This window comes from Rhodophyticola porphyridii, from assembly GCF_003688285.1.
GTDB classification, from domain to species: domain Bacteria; phylum Pseudomonadota; class Alphaproteobacteria; order Rhodobacterales; family Rhodobacteraceae; genus Rhodophyticola; species Rhodophyticola porphyridii.
Window position 1 is genome coordinate 94,021 of the sequence record NZ_RCNT01000006.1, and the last position, 25,103, is coordinate 119,123.

22 protein-coding genes and 1 tRNA gene are annotated in these 25,103 nt (G+C 64.5%); 14 read left to right on the forward strand and 9 right to left on the reverse strand.

Going from position 1 to position 25,103, the window contains the following annotated elements:
* The first annotated feature begins 110 nt into the window (after window positions 1–110).
* The 3 genes from D9R08_RS12565 to D9R08_RS12575 are packed head-to-tail and all read left to right on the forward strand — an operon-like array spanning window position 111 to window position 1,705.
* Window positions 111–539 carry an NUDIX hydrolase gene (locus D9R08_RS12565; protein ID WP_227284079.1) on the forward strand — a complete coding sequence of 143 codons (429 nt, stop codon included), beginning with the start codon at window positions 111–113 and terminating at the stop codon, window positions 537–539.
* A 49-nt stretch (window positions 540–588) separates the two neighbouring features.
* Window positions 589–1,047: a DUF1178 family protein gene (locus D9R08_RS12570; protein ID WP_121898411.1), complete on the forward strand. Its 459-nt coding sequence runs from the start codon at window positions 589–591 to the stop codon at window positions 1,045–1,047.
* Between the two features lies 1 nt (window position 1,048).
* Entirely contained in the window at window positions 1,049–1,705 is a 657-nt protein-coding gene (locus D9R08_RS12575; protein WP_121898412.1) for an SDR family oxidoreductase, read from the forward strand.
* A 25-nt stretch (window positions 1,706–1,730) separates the two neighbouring features.
* On the opposite strand, the gene D9R08_RS12580 is transcribed toward D9R08_RS12575, so the two are convergent.
* Both D9R08_RS12580 and D9R08_RS12585 read right to left on the reverse strand, forming a co-directional pair.
* The gene (locus D9R08_RS12580) at window positions 1,731–2,612 is read right to left on the reverse strand and encodes a bile acid:sodium symporter family protein (protein WP_121898413.1); all 882 of its coding nucleotides are present in this window, start codon (window positions 2,610–2,612) and stop codon (window positions 1,731–1,733) included.
* Window positions 2,613–2,624: 12 nt separating this feature from the next.
* Window positions 2,625–4,349: an AMP-binding protein gene (locus D9R08_RS12585; RefSeq protein ID WP_121898414.1), complete on the reverse strand. Its 1,725-nt coding sequence runs from the start codon at window positions 4,347–4,349 to the stop codon at window positions 2,625–2,627.
* 315 nt (window positions 4,350–4,664) lie between these two features.
* Between D9R08_RS12585 and D9R08_RS12590 the strand changes: the two genes are divergently transcribed.
* The 9 genes from D9R08_RS12590 (at window position 4,665) to D9R08_RS12630 (ending at window position 16,701) form a co-directional block, all read left to right on the forward strand.
* A complete protein-coding gene (locus D9R08_RS12590) occupies window positions 4,665–6,470 on the forward strand; it encodes a glycosyltransferase family 2 protein (RefSeq protein WP_233557450.1) in 1,806 nt (601 codons plus the stop codon).
* 158 nt (window positions 6,471–6,628) lie between these two features.
* Window positions 6,629–8,116: a hypothetical protein gene (locus D9R08_RS12595; protein ID WP_121898415.1), complete on the forward strand. Its 1,488-nt coding sequence runs from the start codon at window positions 6,629–6,631 to the stop codon at window positions 8,114–8,116.
* On the forward strand, window positions 8,109–8,888 hold the full coding sequence (locus tag D9R08_RS12600) for a hypothetical protein (protein ID WP_147450676.1): 780 nt from the start codon (window positions 8,109–8,111) through the stop codon (window positions 8,886–8,888). Before D9R08_RS12595 ends, D9R08_RS12600 begins: the two co-directional genes overlap by 8 nt.
* Before the next feature lie 3 nt (window positions 8,889–8,891).
* Window positions 8,892–11,195 carry a sulfatase-like hydrolase/transferase gene (locus D9R08_RS12605; RefSeq protein WP_121898417.1) on the forward strand — a complete coding sequence of 768 codons (2,304 nt, stop codon included), beginning with the start codon at window positions 8,892–8,894 and terminating at the stop codon, window positions 11,193–11,195.
* Between the two features lie 139 nt (window positions 11,196–11,334).
* The gene (locus tag D9R08_RS12610; RefSeq protein ID WP_121898418.1) at window positions 11,335–12,144 is read left to right on the forward strand and encodes a hypothetical protein; all 810 of its coding nucleotides are present in this window, start codon (window positions 11,335–11,337) and stop codon (window positions 12,142–12,144) included.
* Window positions 12,144–13,280, forward strand: a complete 1,137-nt coding sequence (locus tag D9R08_RS12615; protein WP_121898419.1) for a glycosyltransferase family 61 protein — start codon at window positions 12,144–12,146, stop codon at window positions 13,278–13,280. The genes D9R08_RS12610 and D9R08_RS12615 overlap by 1 nt, the downstream gene beginning before the upstream one ends.
* Before the next feature lie 34 nt (window positions 13,281–13,314).
* On the forward strand, window positions 13,315–14,328 hold the full coding sequence (locus D9R08_RS12620; RefSeq protein WP_121898420.1) for a glycosyltransferase family 2 protein: 1,014 nt from the start codon (window positions 13,315–13,317) through the stop codon (window positions 14,326–14,328).
* A 41-nt stretch (window positions 14,329–14,369) separates the two neighbouring features.
* The gene (locus D9R08_RS12625; protein ID WP_121898421.1) at window positions 14,370–15,254 is read left to right on the forward strand and encodes a glycosyltransferase family 2 protein; all 885 of its coding nucleotides are present in this window, start codon (window positions 14,370–14,372) and stop codon (window positions 15,252–15,254) included.
* A gap of 250 nt (window positions 15,255–15,504) precedes the next feature.
* Complete coding sequence (locus tag D9R08_RS12630) at window positions 15,505–16,701, forward strand: glycosyltransferase family 2 protein (protein WP_121898422.1); 1,197 nt, start codon at window positions 15,505–15,507, stop codon at window positions 16,699–16,701.
* Between the two features lie 472 nt (window positions 16,702–17,173).
* Here the strand turns inward: D9R08_RS12630 and D9R08_RS12635 are convergent, their stop codons facing one another.
* Together D9R08_RS12635 and D9R08_RS12640 are read right to left on the reverse strand one after the other, a co-directional pair.
* Window positions 17,174–17,827 carry a GntR family transcriptional regulator gene (locus D9R08_RS12635; protein ID WP_121898594.1) on the reverse strand — a complete coding sequence of 218 codons (654 nt, stop codon included), beginning with the start codon at window positions 17,825–17,827 and terminating at the stop codon, window positions 17,174–17,176.
* 13 nt (window positions 17,828–17,840) lie between these two features.
* Complete coding sequence (locus D9R08_RS12640) at window positions 17,841–18,566, reverse strand: M48 family metallopeptidase (RefSeq protein ID WP_121898423.1); 726 nt, start codon at window positions 18,564–18,566, stop codon at window positions 17,841–17,843.
* Between the two features lie 113 nt (window positions 18,567–18,679).
* Here D9R08_RS12640 and D9R08_RS12645 point away from each other — a divergent pair, with 113 nt between their 5' ends.
* On the forward strand, window positions 18,680–19,036 hold the full coding sequence (locus tag D9R08_RS12645; protein WP_121898595.1) for a TIGR02300 family protein: 357 nt from the start codon (window positions 18,680–18,682) through the stop codon (window positions 19,034–19,036).
* Between the two features lie 102 nt (window positions 19,037–19,138).
* Window positions 19,139–19,214: transfer RNA gene (locus D9R08_RS12650), tRNA-Ala, on the forward strand.
* Window positions 19,215–19,855: 641 nt separating this feature from the next.
* On the opposite strand, the gene D9R08_RS12655 is transcribed toward D9R08_RS12650, so the two are convergent.
* Genes D9R08_RS12655 through D9R08_RS12675 form a run of 5 tightly spaced genes read right to left on the reverse strand, consistent with a single transcriptional unit; the run spans window position 19,856 to window position 25,080 of the window.
* Window positions 19,856–21,352: a M81 family metallopeptidase gene (locus D9R08_RS12655; RefSeq protein WP_121898424.1), complete on the reverse strand. Its 1,497-nt coding sequence runs from the start codon at window positions 21,350–21,352 to the stop codon at window positions 19,856–19,858.
* Window positions 21,353–21,370: 18 nt separating this feature from the next.
* Window positions 21,371–22,324 (reverse strand): ABC transporter ATP-binding protein, encoded by a 954-nt coding sequence (locus tag D9R08_RS12660; protein WP_121898425.1) that lies wholly within the window; start codon window positions 22,322–22,324, stop codon window positions 21,371–21,373.
* Window positions 22,308–23,270, reverse strand: coding sequence for an ABC transporter ATP-binding protein (locus tag D9R08_RS12665; RefSeq protein ID WP_121898426.1), 963 nt, complete (start codon window positions 23,268–23,270; stop codon window positions 22,308–22,310). The genes D9R08_RS12660 and D9R08_RS12665 overlap by 17 nt, the downstream gene beginning before the upstream one ends.
* 2 nt (window positions 23,271–23,272) lie before the next feature.
* Window positions 23,273–24,139: an ABC transporter permease gene (locus D9R08_RS12670; RefSeq protein ID WP_233557451.1), complete on the reverse strand. Its 867-nt coding sequence runs from the start codon at window positions 24,137–24,139 to the stop codon at window positions 23,273–23,275.
* An 11-nt stretch (window positions 24,140–24,150) separates the two neighbouring features.
* Window positions 24,151–25,080: an ABC transporter permease gene (locus tag D9R08_RS12675; protein ID WP_121898428.1), complete on the reverse strand. Its 930-nt coding sequence runs from the start codon at window positions 25,078–25,080 to the stop codon at window positions 24,151–24,153.
* Window positions 25,081–25,103 lie beyond the last annotated feature (23 nt).

Consider the following 25,103-nt stretch of genomic DNA (forward strand, 5'->3'; position numbering starts at 1 on the left):
GGTTATGGTGGATTCTTCCATAAATTAGCATATGTTGTGGTCAGCATAGGATGAAAAAACGCCATATGGGTAGTCCCAGAACATATCAGGCGCCACTGCGGATTGCGGGAGTGCCCAAGCGCGAGACCCGGACCCAGTTCGCGGCCCTGTGCTATCGGCAACGCAAATCCGGGGTCGAGGTGCTGCTTCTGACCTCGCGGGACACCAAGCGCTGGATCATTCCCAAGGGCTGGCCGATGGACGGTCTGACACCGGCGGATGCAGCGGCGCAGGAAGCCTGGGAAGAGGGCGGTGTGAAGGGCAATGTCCATGATCACTGCATCGGCATCTATTCTTACACCAAGCGCATGGAGGATCAGCCCGATCTGCCCTGTATCGTGGCGGTGTTTCCGGTCGAGGTGAAGAAACTCGATACCGATTATCCCGAAGCGGATCTGCGGCGGCGCAAGTGGTTCACGCCCAAGAAGGCCGCCAGCCGCGTCAAGGAACTTGAGCTGAAACAGATCCTGCGCGAGTTCGATCCGTCGCGCCTTCGCTGAGATGCGACATGCTTGATTGTCCGCCCAATATGCTTAGGTTGACCCGGTCATGATCCGCTATTCATTGAAATGTGCTGACGGGCACGCGTTCGAGAGCTGGTTCCAGTCCGCTGAGGCGTTCGACACGCTTGCAGGCCGGGGGCTGGTGTCTTGCGCGGTCTGCGGCGGCGAGGATGTGGTGAAGGCGGTTATGGCGCCGCGGGTGACGAAAAAGGGCGGCGTCGAGGCCCCGCAGCCCGGCCCCGCCGATCCCTCCGAAGCGCCTGCGCCCGCAATCGCGCCCCCGGCGTCGATGGAGATTGCGGCCAAGATGATCCGGACCCATCTGGAAAAGCATTCCACCTATGTGGGCGGGCAGTTCGCCAAGGAGGCCCGGGCGATCTATCTGGGCGACGCGCCGGAGCGGATGATCCATGGCGAGGCAACGGCCCAGGAAGCCCGCGAACTGATCGACGACGGTGTGCCCATCGCCCCGTTGCCCGGATTGCCCAAGGCGAAAACCAACTGACATGCGGATATTGGTGACAGGGGCCAATCGCGGCGTGGGCCTCGCACTTGCCCGCCAGATGGCCCTGCGCGGCGATCAGGTGATCGCGACGACGCGCGGCGCGAAACCGCTCGACGATCTCCGGTGGGAGCAGGCCGATATGGCCGATCCGGCCTCGATCACCCAACTGGCCGGACGTGTCGGGGGCGCGCTGGATCTGCTGGTCTGCAACGCAGGTGTGTTGCTGGACCGGGGCGAAGACCTCGACACCGGCTATGCGCCCGAGATTTGGGACGAGACGCTGGCGGTCAACGTGACCGGGGTGTTTCTCACGATACAGGCCTTTCTGCCCCATCTGCGGCGCGCCGAGGCGGGCAGGATCGCCATCATCTCATCGCAGATGGGCAGCTCCACAAGAAACACCGGCGGCACCTACGCCTATCGGGCCTCCAAGGCGGCGGCGCTGAATATCGGGCGAAATCTGGCCCATGACCTTGCGCCCGAAGGGATCGCCGTCGGCATCTATCATCCGGGCTGGGTCCGGACGGATATGGGCGGGACCGGTGCCGATATCTCGCCCGAGGACGCCGCGCGCGGCCTGATCGGGCGTTTCGATGCGCTTGGGCCGGACAGCACGGGCGTCTTCGAAACCTGGGACGGGCGGGCGCACCCGTTCTGAGGACGCCTGCGCTCCGCCGGATGGCCTAGAGAAGCCCGTCCGGCATCTTTTGCTCCGCAGCTGTGTTTGCCCTGCGGAAGATGAATGTCACCAGCGTCGAGACGATCACGATGAACAGGGAATAGAGCGCCGGCACGGCCATGATGCTCTGCGCCTCGGTCCCCGAAAAGGTGAACGCGATGATCGCGATGGCGAGCGGGCCGTTCTGGATGCCGGTTTCCAGCGCCACGGTGCGGGCATTGCGCGGATGCAGCCTGAGGATGCGTGCGAACACATAGCCGATGGTGATCCCGATGACCCCCAGACCGATGGCCGCGACATAGGTGCCGGGCGTGGTGTCGAGCAGAAACTGCCAGTTGCGCGGCACCCAGCTCACCAGCAGGAACAGGATGAAGATCACCGCCAGCAGCGAGCCCATGAACTCCGTCACTGCGCCGATATTCGCATTGATCTTTCGCAGGACCATTCCGATCGCAACGGGCACCAACAGCAGTATCAGCGTTACGATGATGTTTTCCCGCGGGATCTGCAGATCCAGCGCAGTGGCGTAGAGGATCAGGATGATCGGGATCAGGATTACCCCGAACACGGTCGATGTCACGGTCATAAGAACCGACAGCGCCAGATTGCCCTTGGAAAAGTAGGTGAAGATATTGGATGTCGTGCCGCCCGGCATGCAGGCCATGATCAGGACGCCGACCGCGATGGCCTCGGGCAGGGTCAGCGTCACTGCCAGCATGAAGCCGATGAAGGGCATGAAGCCGTATTGGGAGATCACACCGATGGCCAGCCCGTATGGCCGTTTCAGTGCCAGAATGAAATCGCGCGGTGTCAGAGACGAGCCCATGCCAAGCATGATGACGAAGATCATCAGCGCGAGGATCGCCTGTTCGAGAGGTCCAACCATCTTTTCCTGCCCTTATTCCGCTGCCACCTGCGCCGCATCCTCGCTGCGCAGATCCTTCCGCAGGATCTTGCCCACATTCGATTTCGGCAGATCGTCCCGGAACTCCACCTGCTTGGGCACCTTGTAGGGGGTCAGGTGTTCCTTGCAGTAGGCGCGGACGGCCTCCGGTGTCAGGCTCTGGTCGCGCTTGACGATGAAAGCCTTGACCGCCTCGCCGGAGGCGTCGTCGGGCACACCGATCACGGCGGCCTCCAGAATGCCCGGATGGCCTGCTAGGCAATCCTCGATCTCGTTGGGATAGACATTGAAGCCAGAGACGACGACCATGTCTTTCTTGCGGTCGACGATCCGGAAAAAACCATCCTCATCCATGACCGCGATATCGCCGGTCAGAAACCAGCCGTCGCGCATGGATTTCGCGGTTTCCTCGGGCTTGTTCCAATAGCCCCGCATCACTTGCGGGCCCTTTGCGGCAAGCTCTCCGGCCTCGCCGTGCGGCACCGGGTTTCCCTCCTCGTCCAGACAGATGACCTCGGTCGAGGGGACCGGTACGCCGATGGAATTGGGCCGCGCCTTTCCAAGCGGGTTGAAGGTGAGAACGGGCGAGGTTTCGGTCAGCCCGTAGCCCTGTATCACGGGTTTTCCGGTGATCTCCTCCCACCGCTCGGCCACGGCGGTCTGCAAGGCCATACCCCCGGCGGAGGCGAATTTCAGATGCCTGGGCGGGCTGTCGGTGAACCAGATCTCGTTGGTCAGACCGTTGAACAGCGTGTTCACCCCGCTGATCCAGGTCACCTTGTAATTCTCGAAGGCGCGTTTCAGGTTCGACAGGGGCCGCGGGTTCGGGATCAGGATGTTGCGGCCGCCCAGCCAGTAGAACCCCAGGAGGTTCACCGTAAACGCAAAGATATGATACATCGGCAACGCGGTCAGAGCGACTTCCTTGCCTTTCTCAACATGCCCGTGAAGCAGCTCGAAGGTCTGCTCCATATTCATGATCAGGTTACGGTGAGACAGCATCGCGCCCTTCGACACGCCGGTCGTCCCGCCGGTGTATTGCAGGACGGCCGTGTCGTCGGGCGACATTTCGGAATGGTAGGGTTCCACCTCGATATTGTCGGTATGCTGTTTGTGCCGCCCCGCCGCGATGGCATCGGGCAGGCGGATATGGGCAAGCTCGATCGGTTTGATCGTCCGGTCCCAGTATTTCTGCACGAGCCCGACAATCCCGCGCGGCATCGCGGGAAGAAACTCCGCCACGCGGGTCACGATGATGTTCGGGATCGGATGGCCGCGGGTCGCCCGGGGCAGCTTGTCGGCGAACATGTCGACGATGATCAGCGCGTGCGGCTCGGCATCCTCGAACTGCTTGGCCATCTCTTCGGCGGTGTAAAGCGGGTTGACGTTGACCAACACGCAGCCCGCCTTCAGCACCGCGAATGCGGCAATCGGAAAGGACAGCCCGTTTGGCAGTTGCACTGCCACCCGGTCGCCCTGTTCAAGCCCCGCGATCTCGCGCAGATACACGGCAAGCGCGTCCGACATCTCGTCGACCTGCGCATAGCTGAGCGTGCCATTCATCCCGTTCGGCAGACATGCGGTGAAGGCCGGGGCCTTGCCATAGACCGAGGCGACCGAACTGACCATGTCGCCGATGCTGCGATAGGACAGGTTGTCGATTTCCCGTCTGGCGGACGGGCCGTAAAAGGCCGTCCATGGATGATCGTCGCGCGACATGGTTCCTCCCAATTCTCCCGCAGGCAGGTTAGCGTCTTCCACGTGTGTGGGAAGCGGCAATGCAGATGTGACGCAAGGTCAGTTTCTATACATACAATAGGTTTTTGCTATGGATGGAAGCGACGCGCGCCGGCAGCGGCAGTCATGTGGACAGCCGAACTCAGGTTGCACCCCGGTCGCCGAGATTGACCTGCACCACGGACTATGCGACGTGATCGCAGGCAACGGGGCCGTCGATCCGGCGTCTTTTCGCCGCAAACCGGTCGGCCGCCCGAGAGCCGACCCAAGGGCACCGGGGCCGATGAGCATCAGCGCGTGAAACATCTCAAACCGCACAGCACACACGGCACGGTCATGGCCGTCTCGATGATGAAGGACGAAGCGCCGTTCCTGCTGGAATGGGTCGCCCATCATCTCGCGGTCGGGTTCACCGATATCCTCGTCTACACCAATGATTGCAGCGACGGCACAGTGGAGATGCTGGAGCGGCTGGAAGAGTTGGGCCTGGGATATCACCGGCCGAACACGATCCCCGAGGGCGTCAAGCCGCAGCCCAGTGCGTTGAAGCATGCGCAGAACGAACCGCTGGTGCGCCGGTCGGACTGGCTGATGGTTTTCGATGCCGACGAGTTTCTTTGCATCAACCACCCGTCGGGCACGCTTGAGGGGCTGCTGGACGACACGGTCGCACGCGATGCCAACGGCGTCGTGGTGACATGGCGCATTTTCGGCTCGGCGGGCATTATCGACTGGTCCCGCGCGCCGGTGACCGAGCAATACACCCGCGCCGCGCCGCCGCTCTGGAACAAGGGCTGGGGCGTCAAGACTTTGTTCAAGTTCGACCCGCAATACTGGAAGCTCGGCATTCACCGCCCGTCGATCAAGAACAAACATCTGGAAACCGGCTTTCCTGACACCGTGCGGTGGCTGAACGGCTCGGGCCAGCCGATGGAGGATTACTTCCGGTTTCGCGGCTGGCGCTCGATCCGGCGCACGCTCGGCTACGACTGGGCGCAGATGAACCACTATGCGGTGAAATCCGTGGACAGCTACGCGGTGCGCAAGTTCCGCGGCAATGTGAACAACAAGAAGGATAAGTACAACGCCGATTACTGGGCGCTTCAGGATCGCAACGAGGTCGAGGATCGGGCGATCCTGCGCCACGCTGAAAAGCGTGCCGCGATCATGGCCGAACTTCTGACCGATCCCATCCTGAACGATCTGCACGAGACCGCGCTGGCGCGGATCGAGGCCCGGCTGGACGACTACCGGCAGACCGATGCCTATGCAGAGCTAAAATCTAGCCTGATCGAGGCGGGAAAACTGCCGATCACAAGGGTCGAGGCGAAACCGCCCCAGGCGCGCGACCCGGCCAAGATCGCCGCGCTGATGTCGCGGGTGGAACAGACCGCCGCCAACAGACCGGTGGCCGAGCGGCGGACCGATACCGTCGCGGGCTGGGCCGCCGAAGACGGTGATCCCTATGTGCGGGGCGATATCGACCTGTCGGGGGAGGTGCGCGTGGACTGGGTGGCCAACCACGACATCGCCCTGCCGGCGGATCCGCGCGTCTTCGCGCCCGAGACGTTGAACGCGGTGCTGAGCGGCCGGTTCGAGCGGCGCCACGCGCGCAATATCCTGCGCTATCTGGAAGGCTGCGCCCGGGTGCTGGACATCGGCACCGGTGTCGCCTTCATGCCTGTGCGCGCCTGTCTGGAAAGGCCCGATCTGACCGTGATGGCGCAGGACAGCCGCGCGCCGCTGATCCACATCGCCCGAGAGATCGCGGCGAAAAACGGCTTGGCGGATACATCCCGCCTGAAACTCACCGATGGTCCGTTGCGCTTTGCCTCTGACGGGGCGGGGCAGGCCAGCGGTCTGGTGGCCTATCTTCGCGATTTCCGGCCCGATTGCCTGCGCCTGTCCCCGCCGCTTCAGATCACACCCGACATGCTGGCGACGGTGGAGATGGGCACGGTGAACCGCGTGCTTCTGCCATTCGTGGGGGAGGAGGACGCCCGCGCGCTTCGGGAGCGGTTCACCCCGGCCCTCGCGGCCCATGGCCTTTCGGAAACGCCGGATCGGGAGACCAGCGGCTCGCTGCAATTCGACCGGCGCTGAGCCGCGGCGCCGACATCCATGTCGGAGGACCGCTTGCACCTAGTCTGCGCAATCCGGATGTCATAACGTGTTTCAGGGGCACACGCGGGACGTGCGCTTCGGATCGGGCTGGATGAACGGCGCCCGGTCTGTCCGACGGTAGACAAGGGGGGGCGCTGGTGGCGCGCAAGACGACGAAGAATGATCCGGCAGAAGGCGCCGCCGCCGGGCACGGTGTGCTGGTCCGCGCCGCCAATGGCGATGTCATCCGTTACGACCCGAGCGGGCTTGTCATGCGACTGTCGGACAAGGTGATCGACGATATCGCCCTGCGTCTGGGCACATCCCCCGCGGGGCAGGCACAGGCGCCGGCGGGCCAGGCCCCCGCCGTGACGCGGGCCGATCCGCATGAGCTTCTGGAAGGGATCGACGCATGGGACGCGCGCATTGACGGCGATTGGCTGATCTTCGCGGCGCGGCTTGCCGGGCGTCAGGGGATCCGCACCTTTCGGCGGCCGCTCTCCGGCGGGGATATCATCGCCGATGCGCCGGGGCCGCTTTACGGCGTGCTGGCCATTGGCGGGCCGCGCGCGGCGCTGGCGACGCCCGGTGGCAGCGAGTTTCCGCAGCATGTCCTCGCGCCCGCCGACGATATCGGCGCGGTCGGGCATGCCGGGGTGGAGCGCGCGGGCACCCATGACCGCCTGGAGCATCTGCGCGAGATGACCCATGAGGCGCTTGTGGCCGAAACGCTGCTGGGCTGGCAACTGGAGAAGTTCGAGGCGCTGCCGCTGTTTCTGACCCGCGCGGAGACCGACAGCTCCGCCACCAGTGCCGATCTGGCCACTGGGCGAGCCTACAAGAACCTGATCACGGCGGCGGCGAACCTGTCGCGGGCGGCGGCGGCTCTTGGCAAACGGGCGAAGATTCTCGCCATTCACCTGGATTTCGCGCTTGAGGATATGTCGGGCTCGGCGGCGGCCTATCGGGACGGCATTCTGGCCCTGATGGCGCAGACCGAAAGGGACCTGGGACAACTCGGGTTCGACAAGCCGCTTTTCGTGGCCCGGTTCGAAAGCGGCGGGCCCGAGGTGGCGACCGAGGCTGCGATCGAAGGGCAGTGGGAGCTGATCTGGAACCACGCGGATCATCGTCTGATCTTCTCCGCCCCGGGCTACATGTTCGCCCAGGACGACCACGACCGCCCGACCGAAGCGGCGCGGCGCGAGATGGCGGAGATGACCGCCGCCGCCATCTCCGCGGCCGATGACTGGCGATGCCCCACCTTCCATCTGGCCGAGCGGTTGAGCCAGGAGGGCGGCAGCATCATCCGTGTCGTGGCCCAGGCGGCCGGTGATCTGGTGATCGACAAGGACGACCCGTTTCGTGTGGGCAAGACCGCGGGCTTCACGCTCATGGGCGCGGATAACGGGGCCAGGGTGACGACGGTGAAGATCGATCCGGGCGATCCCAAATCCCTTCTTCTGGAGTGTTCCAAAGCGCCGGAGGGTGCCGAGTTGCGGGTGGCTTATGCGTTCGGTGCCGGTGATCGCGGCTGCGGCTCGGTGCGCGATGACTGGCAGATGCAGGGTGCCACGGGCCGCGGCCTGCACCGCTGGGCCCTGCCGTGTCTGTTGCCGGTACGCGACGGAGATGGCGATGCTTGAACTGGACATGGATCTGCCCCCCGGCGTGCGGGCCGACGCCGCCCGGCCCCTTCTGCGCGAGCAGATGGCCGATGCGGGCGCGCTCTGGCTGGAAGGTCTGCGCGAGGCGTTCGCAACCGACGCTGAGACCGGGGCGGTCACGGAATGGCGCGACAGTATCTGCGGCTGTGTCGCCCACCCGACCGAGCCCAGTATCGGGCATACCCTTCTTTCGGAGGCCGACGGCTTGTCCGGCCTTGCTTTGCGGGCGGGCACCCATTGCGGGCTGGTGGTCGACAAGGTGGATCCGGACCCTGCGGGCTGGAGCATGGCGGTGATCTACCTGCCGCCCGAGACGGGCGGGGCGCGCACGCTTCTGACCCTGAACGCCGGCAGCGGGGACGGCCGGTCGGCCACATATCTTTTCCTGTCCGATGACGGCGACAGGTTTACCGTGAAGGGGACCGGCGGCGCGCTTGAACTCACCGCCCCTGTCGAGGGTCCGCGAAGTCGGCCACGGCTCGCAACGGTCACCCAGCGCGGATCGGAACTGGCGTTTCAGGAAAACGGCGGCGCGATCCACAGTGTCGTCGGAAGCGATGCGGCCATGTCGGGCAACGCCGATCTGTTCATCGGCTGTCGCAGTCACCGGCCCGGACTGCTGAAGACGCTTGGCGCATCAGTGATCCTTGAGGTGCTGTTCTGGCGCGATCACACGCTCCTGCTGCCGCGCAAAGAGGCCGACCGCGCCCAGCACATGGCGCTTCGGCGCTACATGCTCTGGGGGCACTGAGCCATGGCGGGGTTCACGCCTGAGACGGTGGAAGGCGGCAATATCTGCGTCATCTGGGTCGATGACATGATCGACATGTTCACCTGGCGCGATACCTTCGGCATCCGCATCGAGACCCCTAATCTGGACCGGTTCATGCGCCGCGGCGCGCGCTTCACCAATGCCTATGCGACGGTGCCGCTCTGCGCGCCCTGCCGGGCGGAACTGGCCACGGGGCTGGCCCCGTTCCGCACCGGGCTGGTCGATCTCAACCGGTTCTGGCGTGATGTCTTTCCGCCCGAAAAGGCCTGGGCCTATGACCTGCGGAGGGCGGGCTTCTTCACCTTCACCACGGGCAAGGTGGATGCAAATTACCGGCCCATGCCCGAAGAGTATCGGCGGATGCTGTTCCACCGGGATATGGAGGCATCCGATCGGGGCCGCAGGCGCGGCGTCAAGACCTATTCTGAACGCGGGCCGGGCATCAAGGGCGTGAACCACCCCGATGATGACGGCAGCCAGGATGACCGGTTCTACGACCACAGCGTGGCGCAGAACGCGATCGATTTCCTGGCCGAGGCGGACCCCTCGCGGCGCCACCTGTTGCAGCTTGGTTTCAAGCATCCGCACTACAACCTGATCTGTCCGGACCGGTTCTATCAGATGTATGACCCGGCCCGGATCCGCTGGCCGAGCATCGCCGCCGAAGAGGATTATCACGGGCCGCAGCCTGGTTTCGCGGTGTATGAGGCGGCCTATATCGCCAATGGCCAGTGGACCCCGGAAAAGGCGGGGGACGAGGCCTGGCGGCAGGTCGTTCGCGCCTATTTCGCCGCGATCAGCCATGTGGATCACGAGATCGGCCGTTTCCTCGACGCGTTGGAGGCTTCGCCGCTGGGGCAGAACACGACCGTGGTTTTTCTGTCCGACAACGGCTTCAATCTGGGCAATCACGACAGTTTCCACAAGATGAGCCAATGGGACAGCGCGGCCCATATTCCGCTGGCCGTCTGGCACGCGGGGATGGAGACGGGGCGCGAGATCGACCTGCCGGTCTCGCTTCACAATATCCCGAAAACCATCATGCAGCTTGCGGGCCTGCCGCCGCGGCCGGACTGGATCTCGGGCCAGAGCCTGCTGCCGCTTCTGGATGACGGGTTTGGCGTGTTCGACGAGAGCAAATCGCCCGTCACCTGTGTCTTCGGCACCCTGTCGGTACGCCCCTCGGTGGAAGGGTACCGGCACCTGCGGTATTTCCGCTACCCCAACGGGGAAGAGCATGTCTACGACATCGAGACCGATCCGGGCGAGACCACCAATCTGATCGACAGCGCCCCGGTCGACTTCCTGCGCGAGGCGCTGGTGACCGGCGCACTGGAGTTGGGGCTCGACATGCGTGGCTATGAAAACCCCGCAAGCGGGGTGAACGCGATGATGGCGGTGGATGGCAGCGTCATCCTGGCCGGTGGGCGGGCGAACAACGATTACTGGGCCTATGGCGCGGATGCCGAGAAGATCCGGGAGGAGAAGGATGGCGGCACCGACACGCTATGGTACATGGCCGGCCCCGACGATTACGTGCTGCATTGCCCCCCGCATGTCGAAAAGATCCGCATCGCCACCGTGGTCGCCCGGCAGGAGGGCGATGGCAAGACCGGCAAGACCCTGAAGATCGTGGCCCATCCCGAAAGCCCGATCGAGTTCGAAACCTCCGAACGGGTGGAGGTGAATGTGCGCGGGTCCGATGGCGACGACATTATGCTTGGCCCCAAGCACGGGCAGGCCGAGTTCTACGGCGGGGCAGGAAACGACCTGCTGATCGCGCAGGCCAAGCAATCCAACCGCCGGCATGCGTTCTATGGCGAGGCCGGCAATGACACCCTGCGCGGCGGGCCGGGCAATGATACGCTGGATGGCGGCACCGGAGACGATGAAATCCACGGGTTCACCGGTCGCAACCGAATTTTCGGCGGGCACGGGAATGACCGGATCTACGATGGTGACGGCGCGTCGCGGATCGATACGGGGCCGGGGCGCAATCTGGTGGTTCTGGGCGCCGGGGATGACGAGGTGCTGGTCGGAACCGGGGTCAATCATATCGACCCGGGCGAGGGGGCCGTAACCTTCAGGATCGCCTATGGCGGCGTGACCGTCATCGAGAAATGGCAGGCCGAGCAGACCTATGACCTGAGCCGCTGGCCCGGACCGCCCCGGATCACCGCGCGTGGCGACGCGATCCGCCTGCGGCTGGGTCTGAGCATCGTCGATCTTCATGGCGCCCCCGATCCTGCCGCGGTCGAGACGCAGTTGCGGCTGCCATCCACCTAGCCGGGGCTTTGCGAAACCGCCACACTGGCCCCGGCTTTCCCCGGTTAACCGCAAAAGCCTTTGCCACTGGCCGTGAAATCCCGGAAAACAGTAAAAAGAGCAGATCGAACCATATCATAACGCAAAGAAGGTTCTTCCCGTGGCTGAAACCCGCCGTCCCGTTGCGTCTCTCTGGATCGGAGAGCGTCTCCAGTATCTTAACCAGTTGTGTCTGGCGTCTCATATCCGGCACGGCCACCCCGTCACGCTTTACTGTACCGATGACGTGAAGAACGCCCCCGAGGGGGTGGTGATCAGACCCGCAACCGAGATCATGGATATCGACATGGATGTGGTGGAGCAGACCTCGGCGTCGTTCCTGTCCAATGTGTTCCGGTACAAGATGATCCGGGCCACCGGGGCGATCTGGATCGATTGCGACGCGTTCTGCCACAAGCCCTTTCCCGAGGACTGGGAATACATCTTTGCGGGGCACGGCATGCGCGGAGCACTGAATTGCGGCGTGGTGGGGCTGCCGCAGGAATGCGAGCTGATGGATCAGTTGCTCGACTATTACGAAAACCTGCCGGATTATCCCGCCTGGTGGAACCCGCGCCAGCGGCGGCGCATGGACAAGCAGGATCGCTCCGCGCCGCATCCGGTACGGATCTACAAGACCGAACGGACCGCCTTCGGCCCGCAGGCGTTTACACATTTCGCCAGGGTCACGGGCGACATAAAGAAGGCGATGACACCGGATGTTCTCTATCCGGTGCCGTTCCAGCTGAACGACATCTTCTATGACCCCCATGGCCTGGTGGAAGGGCATTTCAGCGATCAAACCGTGTCGGTTCATCTCTATACCAACGGGACAAAACCGTGGTGGCGCAAGAACCCTCCCCTGGAAAACTCCTATGCCTGGCGGATGTGCCGGGAGGTGGGCATCCGTCCAGAGGATGCGCTGGAGTAATGCAGGACGCCGCCCCGCCAAAGCTCAACTTCGACCCCGACGAACCGATCGACTGGACGCCCGAATGGTACTGTGATGTGACAATGGTGCCCTGGGCGGAGAACGAGCCCGGCGGCTACAAGCGCGCGGCGGGTGTGTTTGACAGCTCGGGCGCCCATATCGCGGCCAGCCATGCCTGGCGCTATGCCAGCGAACCGATGACGATCGTGCCCGATTATGACGGGGCCGGATCCGAACAACGGCTGGCCGGGCGGTGGCTTTTCGGCGGTGTCTTCTATCCGCATTTCGGGCATTTTCTGGCTGAAACCACCAGCCGGCTTTGGGCCATCGACCGGATTGGGGCGATTGACGGCATCGTGTTTTACCCGAAAAAGCGGCTGACTCATGAGTTCAGGCTGATGCGCCAGCATGTGCCGTTCTTTGCAAGGCTGGGTCTTGGCGATCTGTCGCTGCGGGCGGTGCAGGTTCCGGTCCGGATCGACGAGATCGTATTCCCCGAGCCCGCTTTCGGCATCGGCGAGATGATCGCCGGGCGGCCTGAATACCGCCGCTTCATGCGCGACCGTCTTGGGCAGGATATCGCGCCCGACGGGGCGGAGGATATCTATATCTCCCGCTCGGGCCTGTTCTCGCGCCGGGGCCGGGTGCTGATGGAGACCCGGATCGAGCATCTCATGGCGGCCGCGGGGTATCGCGTCTACCATCCGCAGGATCACGGGATCGACGCACAGATCGCGCAATACAAGGCCGCGCGGCGGATCGTGGCGCCCGATGGCTCCGCCCTTCATCTGGCCGCGATGGTGGTGGATCGGGCGACGCGCGTCGGCATCATCAATCGCGGCCCGTCGATGAATATCGAGGATTACCTGCTGCAATTCCGCCGTTTCGCCGGGATCGAACCTGTCCGTGTGGAAGCCATTAAAGGGTGCTGGGTTCCCTCGGGCGGGCGCTTCGTGAAACGCGAGGCGCAGGCCCATGTCGATTTCCCGACGGTCGGCGCGGCATTGGCCAATGCGGATTTCATTCCTGACGACAGTGCCTGGACGGATCCGCCGCAGGAGGAGCTTGACGCACATGTCGACGCCCTGGCGCAGGCCCTTGGCGCGCCACTTTCATATCTGGACCTGACAAAATGAGACCTGTTTCAGCCCGCGTGGGACGGCGTGTTTCATGCTGAACAATGAACCCGCGCTTATCGTGGCCGCGATGAAGAACGAGGGCCCCTACATCCTGGAATGGGTCCCCCATCACATTGCCGTCGGCTTCGGCAGCTTCATCGTCATCACCAATGACTGCGACGACCTGACCGACCGGATCCTTGACCGGATGGAGCGGCTGATCCCGCTGAAACACGTGCCGAACCCGAAAGCGCTGTTCAGTGACCGGTCGAACTGGCATGTGATGGCCCACCGCTATGCCTCGCTGTTCAACCTCTACAAGGATGCGGGCTGGATCTACTTCAAGGATCCGGACGAGTTTCTGATGATCTGGGCGGGCGGCGGCCATCTGGATGATTTCTATGAGGAAACCGTCGGGTTTGATGTGGTCTCCTTTACCTCGATGCCGTTCGGTTCGGGCGGCGTGGTTGATATCGTCGATGAACCCGTGGTCTCGCAGTTCACCACGCAATCGAAGGATTACGATGCCCTGCGCGCGGCCGGGCGCCAGCCGACGAATGCCGTCAAGACGATGTTTCACAACAAGGTAAAATTCAGCGTGCGGCGCAATCATCGCCCCCGGCGTTCAGATTTCTCCACCACCGGATATCGCTGGATCGACGGCAGCGGCAACGAGTTCCCGCCGGAATGGACGGACGGGAGCAGCAAAGGTGCGCTGTCGTTGACCACGGTCGATCTGGCGCAGTTCAACCATTATGCGATCCGCTCCGCCGAGGCGTATCTGGTGAAGATCGACCGGGGCGACGCTGTCGGCGCGACGCGTCTCGATCCGGAGCGCCGCTATGCCTATTGGCGCGATTACGATGCCAGGGGCACCGTAGACACCCGCGCCGCGACGCCATCGCCCGAGGCCACGCGCCTGCGCGAGGAGTTCCTGAGCGATCCGGTGCTGGGCGCGCTGCATAGCGAGTCTGTTGCGCACCATCGGAAAAAGGCCAAGCATTTGCGCAGCCTGCCGGAATTCGCCCCCCTGCTCGAAGGGCTGGGGCTGGGCAGGGCGGGGTAGGGGATGCCGGTGCGCACCCATTTCCCTTGTGCTCCGGCGCCATGACCGGGGCGTTCACTGTCGCCGCGATCATGCGGGAGCCCCTGCCGGTTCTGACCCGGTTCCTGAACTGGTATCTGGCGCAGGGGGCAGGGCGGATGATCCTGTTTCTGGATGATCCGGACGACCCGGCGCTGCCTTATCTGCGGGCCATCCCCGGGGTCGATGCGCGCCCCTGCGACGCGGCGTTCTGGGCCCGGCTGGGGCTGACCCCTGAGGTGCGGTTCACCCGTCGCCAGAACGCGGCCCTGACCTCGGCCTATCACGAGACCCGGGAGGGCTGGTTTCTGAACGTGGATGCCGATGAGTTGATGCGGTTCGAGGGGCGGACCATCGCGGAGGCGTTGGCGAGCTGGCCCGACGACATGCAGACCGCGCGTATTCTGTCCGCCGAGCAGGTTTTTCTTGCCGACGGGACGGAGGCGTTCCGGCTGCCGCTGCCACGGCCCGTGATCAACGAGATTTACGGTGCGCATGCGGATCTGTTCCGCAGCCACTTCGGGCTGATCGGACATTCCGAGGGCAAATCCTTCTACCGGGCGGGACTGCCGGGGATCCGTCTGCGCCAGCACTGGGCCCATGACAGCGATGGGACGCGGATCCATGGTGAGATGCTGCGCCATGAGGACGGCGCGCATCTGCTGCATTTCGCGGCGCCGGATTACGATACGTGGCGCAGGAAGCTGGATTGGCGGCGGGGGTCGCACGGGTTTACCGACCCGATGAAGAACGCGCTGGAGCGCATCTCCGACAGCCAGACGGAGCGGGAGGAGGGATATCGCGCACTTTACCGGGCCATTCATACGCTGACCCCCGAGCAGGAGGCGCAGCTTGACGCGAAGGGCGGCCTGCTCCGGCTTGGCGATGAAATCCCCCCGCTCAAGTGAGACAGGGCTGTCCAGGTCGGCGCATCTGCGAAGCCGATGGCGGGCGGCCGCATCCGGGCCTTGGCCGGTTGAGGCGGCACCATGCCGAGCGGCCCCGCACCGGCCCGGATGAGGGAACCCGGCGGCGCGATCCGCAAATGCACCGCAGAGGACTGGACGTATTCAGCATCGCGCCCGCCGCGCCCGCGCGTTAGGCTCGGCACGGATCGGATACCGCCCGCCGGGGCGCACACGCAGGAACAAGGACGACATGACCGGGCACCGCCGCACCATTCTGACGATGATGAAGGACGAGGCCGCCGATCTCCTTGAATGGGTCGCTTATCACCGCCTGATCGGCTTCGAAGGCATCTGCGTCTACACCAATGACTGCACCGATGGCACCGATCAGATGCTGGACCGGATGCAACAGATGGGCCTTGTGCGGCATTTCAGGAATGTCGTGCCCGACGGCAAGAAGCCCCAGCCCCACGCCCTGACCCTTGGCCAGAAAAACCCCGAGATCCGCGACAGCGACTGGCTTTTGGTGATGGATGCCGACGAGTTTCTGGTGATCAAGACCGGCGCGGGCCATCTGGACGACCTGATCGCGGCCTGTCCGCCCGACACGCAGGCGATTGCGGCCACCTGGCGGATCATGGGCTCGAACGGACTTGTCGACTGGAACCCGGGGTTGGTAACCGCCAGCTATACCCGGTCCGCTCCCGACGGGTTTCGCAAGGGCTGGGGCGTGAAGACCCTGTTTCGGCCGTTTCCGCATCTGAAGCTGGGCATTCATCGCCCCACGGTTCAGCAGGCCCGGAAAGACCCCGCGCGGATGCAGGCGCTTCTGGATCAGGTCTGGATCAACGGCTCCGGTCGCCCGCTTCCGCCAAGCTTCAAACGCGCGGCCTGGCGGTCTTCGGCGGCTTCGGTCGGGCGCGAGCTTGTCGAAATACATCACTACGCGGTCAAAAGTGCCGAATCCTTTCTGCTCCGCGGAATGCGGGGAAATGTGAACAACAAGGTCGGCAAGTATGACGCGACCTATTTTGCGATCTTCGACCGTAACGAGGAACCTTGCGATAGGCTTTTGCAGCATCGCTCGGCGATAGAGGGTGAGATTTCGGCCTGGCTGGAGGATGAAACCTTGCGAACCCTCTACCGGACAGGGCTTGCCATACATGCCGAGCGCATTGCCCGGCTGCGCGGTACGCCCGATTTTCAGGCGCGCATCGCGGTGCTGAAACGCGCAGGCGCGGTCCCATACGACCAGTTGGACGACATTCTCTATGTCCAGCCGCTACCGCCGCAATCCAAGGCGCTGGTTCGCAAGATGCAGGCCAGCGGTCAGGACGACCGCACCATCGCGCGCCAGATCGCCAACTCCCTGCGGGCCCTGAACGAAAGGCGCGATGCAGAAGAGGCCGCGGAAATGGCCCAGATGGCGCGCGACGGGTCCGGGTGATCTTCGGTGCCTTCGGTGCAAGGTCCGCACCAGTCCGCCCTGCTGGAGGCGCGTTCAGGCGCGGTGTTGGGTCAGAGGTTCCATAAGGTGTGTGCGGCTGCAAACAGAATACCGGATCGACTTGCCCCACAGGTTCCCTTTGCTCGAAACGATAGCTGCTGCGAAGGCGCGGATCTGCAACGCCGCCTTCCGAGTAATCTTTTCGTGGCAAGGGCAGCCGGAGCGGGACCGTATCGAGGATGACGTTGGCGGGCGGCTCTCGGCACCTGTCGAGAACCGCCCGCCTGTTACACGCACCGTCTCAATGCGCCCATGATACCGGCCCAAGGGTAAGCCGTTGCCATGTTTCCCACCGCAAGAAACAAGCGCAGCACCTGCACCCGTAGGACAAGAGCCGATTCCGGTTAATGTCCGGTTAAGGCGGTCTGGAATACCTCCCAGGGGCCCCGAAAATCGCCGAAGCGGGCGGCGGTTATGCCGCCAGAAGCCTCAAGCCTTGCGTGACATCGGCGCGGACCGCGATGCGGAGCCCGGGCTCGTCACCGGCCTGCAGGGCGGCAAGGATCAGCTTGTGATGGCCCGGTGCCTCGGTCTTTCCCAGACGCCCGTAGAGCGCCCGCATGGTGGGGCCCAGTTGCAGCCAGACCGTTTCCGCCAGCGCAAGCATCGCGGGGGCCTGCGCGCGCAGATAAAGGGTGCGGTGAAATTCGAGATTGCTGCGGATATAGCCGACGCCGTCGCGCCGGGCGATGGCGGTGGCGATGCCCGCATTGATCACCTCCATACGATCGATCAGCGCCATATGGGCCCGGGGCAGCGCCCGGGCGGAAAGCTCGGGTTCCAGAAGCGCGCGGATGGCCGCCAGCTCCTCGATCCGCTCATTCGACAGCTCCGGCGTGGAGACCCGCCCCGAGGCCGACAGGAACAGGGCGCCTTCGCTGACCAGCCGACGGACCGCCTCGCGCGCAGGCGTCATCGACACACCGAACTGCCGGCCCAGCCCGCGCAGGGTCAGCGCCTGGCCCGGCATCACCTCGCCATGCATGATCTGCGTGCGAAGCGCGCGGTAAACCCGGTCGTGGGCCACGGCGGCGCCGGTTTCGGTCGGTCGGGGATTGGTCAACATGACATCGATGTGATCACAAGACCGGGCCATCGGGCAAGGGGTCGAACTGCCACGCCAAAAGCCGCGCCCCTTCGGCTTTCAGCCAGGCCCGGGGCGCGCGATAGTCGGGGCAAAGCCGCTCGCAGACATCCCAGAAGCGCCGGGAATGGTTCATTTCCGCAAGATGGGCGACCTCATGGGCCGCGACATAGTCAAGCACATCGGGCGGCGCCATGATCAGCCGCCATGAAAACATCAGATCGCCTTTCGAGGAGCAGCTGCCCCACCGGCTGCGCGGGTCACGCAGGGTCAGACGACCGTAGGAGCGGCCCAGTGCCGCCGCGTGAAGATCGCAGGCCGCAGCCAGACGATCCCGCGCCATGGCCTGCAACAGCGCGCGGATACGCGGGCCCACGCGCGGCCCCTGCGGAACCTGCACCCCGCCGTCAAGCAATCGCGCGGCTCGGCCACCGCCGCAGCTTATGGGCCGGTCCTCCCCGCAGATCGGGATCTTGCCGCCGATTTCCGGGCGCCGTATCGCCGGCGCGCTTGCCAGCTGCCGCCGGAGCCAGCCTTCGCGGTCCCGCAGAAAGGCCAGCGCCTCGGCCTCGGGGGCCCAGTGCGGCAGGCTGAGACTGACCCGCCCGTCGGCCCGCGATACCCTGAGCGAAAACCGTTTGGCCCGGGCGGAGCGGCGCAGCGCGACGGTGACCGGAGGATCGCCGGGCAGAACGTGGATATCGGTGGACAGTCCGGACATTTTCCTCAACATGGCTGCGCGTCTCCGCGACGGGGTTGAAAGGCTTTGACACCCCTCCGACATTGTGGCAGGTGACCGCAATTCTCTCGATACCGATGATTGAAGGGGGTGTCATGCCGAAAGAGGAATGGGGCGTCAAACGCGTTTGCCCGACCACGGGAAAACGCTTTTACGACCTGAACAAGGATCCGATCGTCAGCCCCTATACCGGGGAGACTGTCACGCTGGACACCGGCAAGGGCTCTCGTACGCTGGTGGCCGACAAGGCCGATAAATCCGCGACCAAGAAAGACGTGGCCGATGACGCCGACGAGGTGGTTCTCGACGACGATGCCGACCTGGTTCTGGATGACGACGCGGATGTCGATCTGGACGATGATGATGATGTTCTGGAGGATGACGACGATACGGAAACCGTCGCTCTGGACGATCTGGCCGACGTGGCGGCCACAAATGACGACGACGACTGATCGCCGTTGAAGAGACCAGCGCGGGACGGGGATTTTTCGCTTGATCTGCCCCGCGCGACACCATAAACCGCTCGTCGTTGACGCGACAGGCGGCAACGGTTCGGGGCCTTAGCTCAGCTGGGAGAGCGCCTGCATGGCATGCAGGAGGTCAGCGGTTCGATCCCGCTAGGCTCCACCACGCACCTTTCGCTGGAAAGGTGACAACCCTCCGGACAGCAGCGTGGAGCGGCAGTCGTTTCGAAGAAACGATGAGAGCTGTCCCGGTTCGACTCCTCTGGGGTCAGGTCCACCAACCGCCCTTGGCGGCGGAAAACCTCCTGACATGCTGAAAGCCAAGGCCGTCTCCACGGTTCGAATCTGCTTTTTTGTGGCGGGCGGCAGGCGCTGCATGGACCGTTCTGCGCAGTTTTCCGCGCTCGGGACATGGCCGGTTGTCCGGATCTGCCGGGCTTGGGAGGAGCCCGTTGCGATCTTGAACGTATACGCCAGAGAACTGGCGGGGAGTTTTCCAAAACGTTTGCAAGGGTGCAGGCAGTCAGGCGGCCGTTACGTGGCAGGGACGACACTGCCGGTCGCGGCCCCAACAGGATGCCGCTCCCGACTTGCGGGTAGCTTCCGGCAATATGTGCGGACTCCAGGCGTCACAGGGCGGCATGCCTGTCGGACAGACGACCGGTCTCTTCCGCAGGGAGCGGCTTCAGGTTGCCCGCGACGGGCGCCTTGATACTCGCGGCGCGGATGCCCCCTGCGCCTGAAGCGGCAACCAAACCGGCAGTCAGGAGCGATGGTCCTTGCCCCTCCCGTGGCCTCACAGACCGCTTATGGGTCAATCGGCCACCCATCCCTGTCCAGCGGAAAGACCGGGCGTGTGACATGGACATAAGGCAGGCGGTCGTACTGCGTCGTGCAGAGCGCGCCGGTGTCGCACACGATGATCCGGCCGGCGATCGGGGTGAAGGCGGCGCGGAAATGCTGCATGGATTTCAGCGCCACAACCGCCTTTTCCGCGGGGTCGATCCCGAAGGTACGGAATTGCTGAAGGTCGAGCATCTGGTGCGGTATCGACACGATCAGCACGTCGATGCCCGCCACCCGCAGGACCGCGGTCTTGCCGAAGCTGCGCGCCTGCCCGCCCAGGATCGGGCCGTCGCCCACCACGCGCCCCTCGCCACGCCAGAGCACGGTGCCGGTCACTTCAAGCGGGCCGCCCCCGAACTCGGGCGCGGTCTTGCCGCCGATGGGCAGCTCCACCTTGGCGCCGACGGGCACGTCCTGAAGCGCGGTTGCCGCCTCGGCGTCGAGCAGCGGGCCGAAACAGGCCCCCTCCACACCGGCGTCCAGCAGCGCCTTCAGCAGTGCGGTGGCATCGCCATAGGCGCCCGAACCGGGATTGTCGGCATAGTCGGCGATGATCAGGCAACCGCCGCCCGGATGCCATCCGCGGGCGGCCTCGGCGGCCTCTTCCGGCGTAAGATAGTGGTTCAGCGTCTCATGACGGTGGTGCCAGATATCGTCTGCCAGTTCCTCGGCAATCGGCCTCAGATGGGCGCACTCCCCTTCGCCGGTGACCAGCACGGTCGGGCCGACCTCGGCGATATCGGCACATGGGAAGGCGCCGTTGATCGAGATTGCATAGACGCCCTTGCGCGCCTCGTAAGCGCGGGCCATGGCTTGGCGGTCGATCATCGGGCCGATATCCGTGCGTCCGCCATTGGCTTCCTCCAGCATCGGACAGTGGGCGCGGTAGGTGCGGGGATGGATGTCGCCGGCCATGGTGCGGTGCAGCAATTCGGCAGCGCGCCGGCCTGTCGCGCGGATATCCACATGCGGGTAGGTGGTGAACGAGACGAGGATTTGCGCCAGATCGCACATTGCCCCGGAGACATTGCCATGGGGGTCGAGCGTCACCGCAATGGGAAGCTCACCGCCGATGACAGACCGCAGGCGGCGCAGGATTTCGCCCTCGCCATCCTGATGGTCGGTGGTCACCATCGCGCCGTGCAGCATGAGGAAAATGCCGTCCCATCCGCCTTGAGCAGCGGCGTCAAGCAGCGGCTTGAGAAGCGTCTCGAACGCCTCGCGCGTCACCCGGCCTCCGGGACCCGCCGCAGCGCTGATCACATGGGTCAAGTCCCAACCCTGGTCACGGCTTACATCAAGCAGGCCTGCCAGTTCGGTATTCCTGTCATCCTTCGCGGCAATCGCCGCAGGTCCATCGAGCAGGTACCGATCGCGAAAGGCCTGAAGGTCGGTGGGCCTCACGCTGAACGTATTGGTCTCATGCGAGATTTCGGCAGACAGCACTTTGTAACCCATGATCGACGTCCCTTGCGTTCAGATCGGGTGGTGACAGGCGACCGCATGGCCGCTGTCCGTGGACAAGACCGGCGTGTCCGTGCGGCAGAGCGCGCTCGCCCGCGGGCAGCGGTCGGCGAAGGCGCAGCCGGGCGGCAGGTCGAAGGGGCTGGGCACCTCACCCTCCAGCGGCGCGATCAGCCGACGTTTTTTCGGGTCCGGCTCGAAGGTGCTTTCCATGAGCGTCTTCGTATAGGGATGCCGCGCGGGGGCGTTCGTGTCGGGCAATGCCTCCACGACACGACCAAGATACATCACCAGGATCTCGTCGCAGAAGTATTTCACCAGGCTGAGGTCATGGGAGATGAACAGGTAGGTCAGGCCCAGTTCGGAGCGAAGGTCTTCCAGGAGCCCGATGATCTGCGCCTGCACCGACACGTCGAGCGACGCCGTCGGCTCGTCCAGCACCAGCAGGGAGGGTCTGAGCGCCAGCGCCCGCGCGATGCCCACCCGCTGTTTCTGCCCGCCCGAGATCTGATGCGGATAGCTGCTGGCGAGACCGGGGTTGAGGCCCACCATCTCCAGAAGCTCGGCCACTTCCTCGGCCATCGGTCTGGCAGGTTTGACGCCCTGCACCTCGAAGGGTTCGGCCACGGCGCGGGTCAGGGTATAGCGCGGGTCGATGGCGGAATAGGGATCCTGAAACACCATCTGCATCCGGGCGCGCAGCTTGCGCATCTGCGACGGCGATTTCGCCAGCAAATCGTCGCCGTCGAAGGCGACCGTGCCGCTGGTCGGTTCGATCAGCCGCAGGATCAGCCGGGCGAGCGTGGATTTTCCGCAGCCGCTTTCCCCGACGACGCCGATCACCCGGCCCTCGGGCAGATCGAAGGACACGCCGTTGACCGCATGCATGGAACGCGCCTTGCGGAACGGCCCGCCGGCGGAGGTGAAGCGTTTCGTCAGGTCACGGATCTCAAGCAGGTTGGGCATGGGCCACCTCCGCGAAATGGCAGGCGGCGGCGCTGTCGCCCTCCACCGAGAAATCCGGCGGATCGGTCGCGCAGATCGCCTCGGCGCGGGCGCAGCGCGGATGGAAAGGGCAGCCCTTTGGATAGTTGATGACGGTCGGAACCGTGCCCTCGATCCCCGTCAGCCGGGCGGTCTCCTCCAGCCCCCGCGGAATGCAGGCGATCAGGGCCTGGGTGTATGGGTGGCGCGGACGGTCGAATATGGTCTCCACCGGCCCGTATTCCACCGCGCGGCCGGCATACATGACAACGACATTGTCGCAGGTCTGGGCCACGACGCTCATGTCATGGGTGATCAGCACCAGCGCCAGGTTGCGTTGCTTCACCAGATCGTCGAGCAGTCGGATGATCTGCGCCTGAACGGTCACATCCAATGCCGTTGTCGGCTCGTCGGCGATCAGAACGTCCGGGTCGGCGGCCAGCGCCATGGCGATGACGATCCGCTGTTTCATCCCGCCCGACATCTGATGCGGGTAGCGTTCGCAGATCAGGGCCGGTTCCGGGATCCGGAGTGTGCCGAGGATCTCCACGGTCCGGGCGCGCGCCTGCGTGGCATCCATGCCCAGATGCAGCCTCGCGACATCGTCGACTTGTGGCCCTATCTTTTTCAGCGGATCGAGCGAGGTCATCGGGTTCTGTGTGATCAGCCCGATCCGCCCGCCGCGCAGTTTGCGATAGGCCCGCTCGGGCAGGTCGGTCAGATCCTGCCCGTCGAACACGATCTTGCCGCCGGTGATGCGCCCGCCGATCAGCGGCAACAGGCCCATCACGCTCATCGCGGTCAGCGACTTGCCCGATCCGCTTTCGCCGACGATGCCGATCGTCTCGCCCTTTTCGACGGAAAAGCTGACGCCCGAGAGCGGCTCCACCGCGCCGAAGGCGACACCCAGATCGCGGACGCTGAGCATGCTCACGCCCCCCTCAGCCGGTCACGGATATCAAGCGCTCGGATCAATTCGTCGCCGAACAGGTTCACCGCGATGACGGTGACCGCGACAGCCACGCCGGGGAAGATGATCACCCACGGGCTGAGGAACAGCTGTGCCGTCCCCGAGGACATCATCGCGCCCCAGCTTGGCGTCGGGGGCTGCGCGCCAAGCCCGAAGAAACCGAGCGTCGCCTCCAGCACGATGCCATCGCCGATGGCCAGCATGCCGACCACGATCACCGGCGCGATGGCGTTGGGCATGAGGTGCCTGAGCAGGATGTGGGAGGGATTGGCGCCGAGGTTGACGGTGGCCTCGATGAAGGTTTCCCGTTTCAGTCGCACGATCTGTGCCCGGGTAAGGCGCGTGAACTGCGCCAGATAGGCGATGGCGATGGCGAAGGTGGTGGAAGTCAGGCCGGGGCCGATGATCGCCACGAAGATCAGCGCGATCAGGATGTCGGGGAAGGACCAGGTGAGGTCCACGACCGTCATCACCGCGCGTTCGAAGAATCCGCCGAAATAGCCGGCTGCGGCGCCAAGCGTCATGCCCGCCGCCATCGAAATGGCAATCGCCGTGGCACTTACCGAGAGCGAGGTGCGGGCCCCGAAGATCACCCGGCTGAGCACGTCGCGGCCGAACTCGTCCGTGCCAAGCAGATGCGGCCATCCCGGCGGCGCGTTGGCGTTCATCAGGTTCTGCGCGGCGTAGTCGAACGGCGCGATCCACGGCGCGAAGATCGCGACCAGCACCAGCAGGATCAAGAACCCGCCGGCCACCATCCCTATGCCCGAGGCGAAGGCACGCCCGATGCTCATTCGCGCGAACGTGTCTAGTGTGCGCGCGGTCATGGAGGAAGCTTTCATGATTTTTTCTCGCGAATACGGGGGTCCATGGAGGCCTGCGCGACATCGCCGATCAGCGTGCCGAGCATCACGGCCAGTGCCAGCATCAGCAGGCAGGCCTGCACCACCGGGTAATCGCGCTGGCCCAAGGCGCGGATAAGAAGGGAGCCGAGGCCGGGACGGCCGAAGACGAATTCCACCGTGACCGCACCGCCAAGGATCCAGCCGATGCGCAGGGCGAGGATCGTGACGACCGGCAGCAGGGCATGCGGCATCAGATGGCGGAACAGGATCGTGCCCGAGGACAGCCCCTTGGCATGGAGCAAGGTCACGAAATCCTCCCGCTGCGCATCCAGCAGGGCAACCCGCGTGACCCGTGCGACAAGCGCCACCCCGCCGAAGCCGATGGTCAAAACCGGCAGGACCAGCGATGTCCATCCGCCCGCGCCCGAGACCGGGAACCAGCCCAGATTGACCGAGAAGAACAGGATCAGCAGAAGCGCCAGCCAGAAGCCCGGCACGGTGGAGCCCAGAAGGATGAAGCCGCGCATGAACCGGTCCAGCACCGGGTGACGCACCACCGCCGAGATCGTGCCCAGTGTCATGCCGACGGTGGAGGAAAACAGAAAGGCCAGCCCGCCCAGTGTCAGGCTGTAGGGCAGGTTCTGCGCGACCAGATCGGCAACCGGGCGGCGCAGCACGATGGCCTGGCCGAACTCGCCCTGGAACATGTTGCCGATCCAGACGAAGTACTGGATCACCAGGTTACGGTCGAGCCCGTATTGCGCGACCAGCTCGGCCCGGTCCTCGGGGGAGGAACCGACACGCAGCAGATTGTCGATAGGGTCTCCGGGCAGCAGGTAGACGATCATGAAGATCACGACCGAGATAGAGAAAGACACCGGGATCAGCATCAGCAACCGCAGGAACGTGTATCTGAGGATCATCCCGGTGCCTCCGTTTTTCTCAA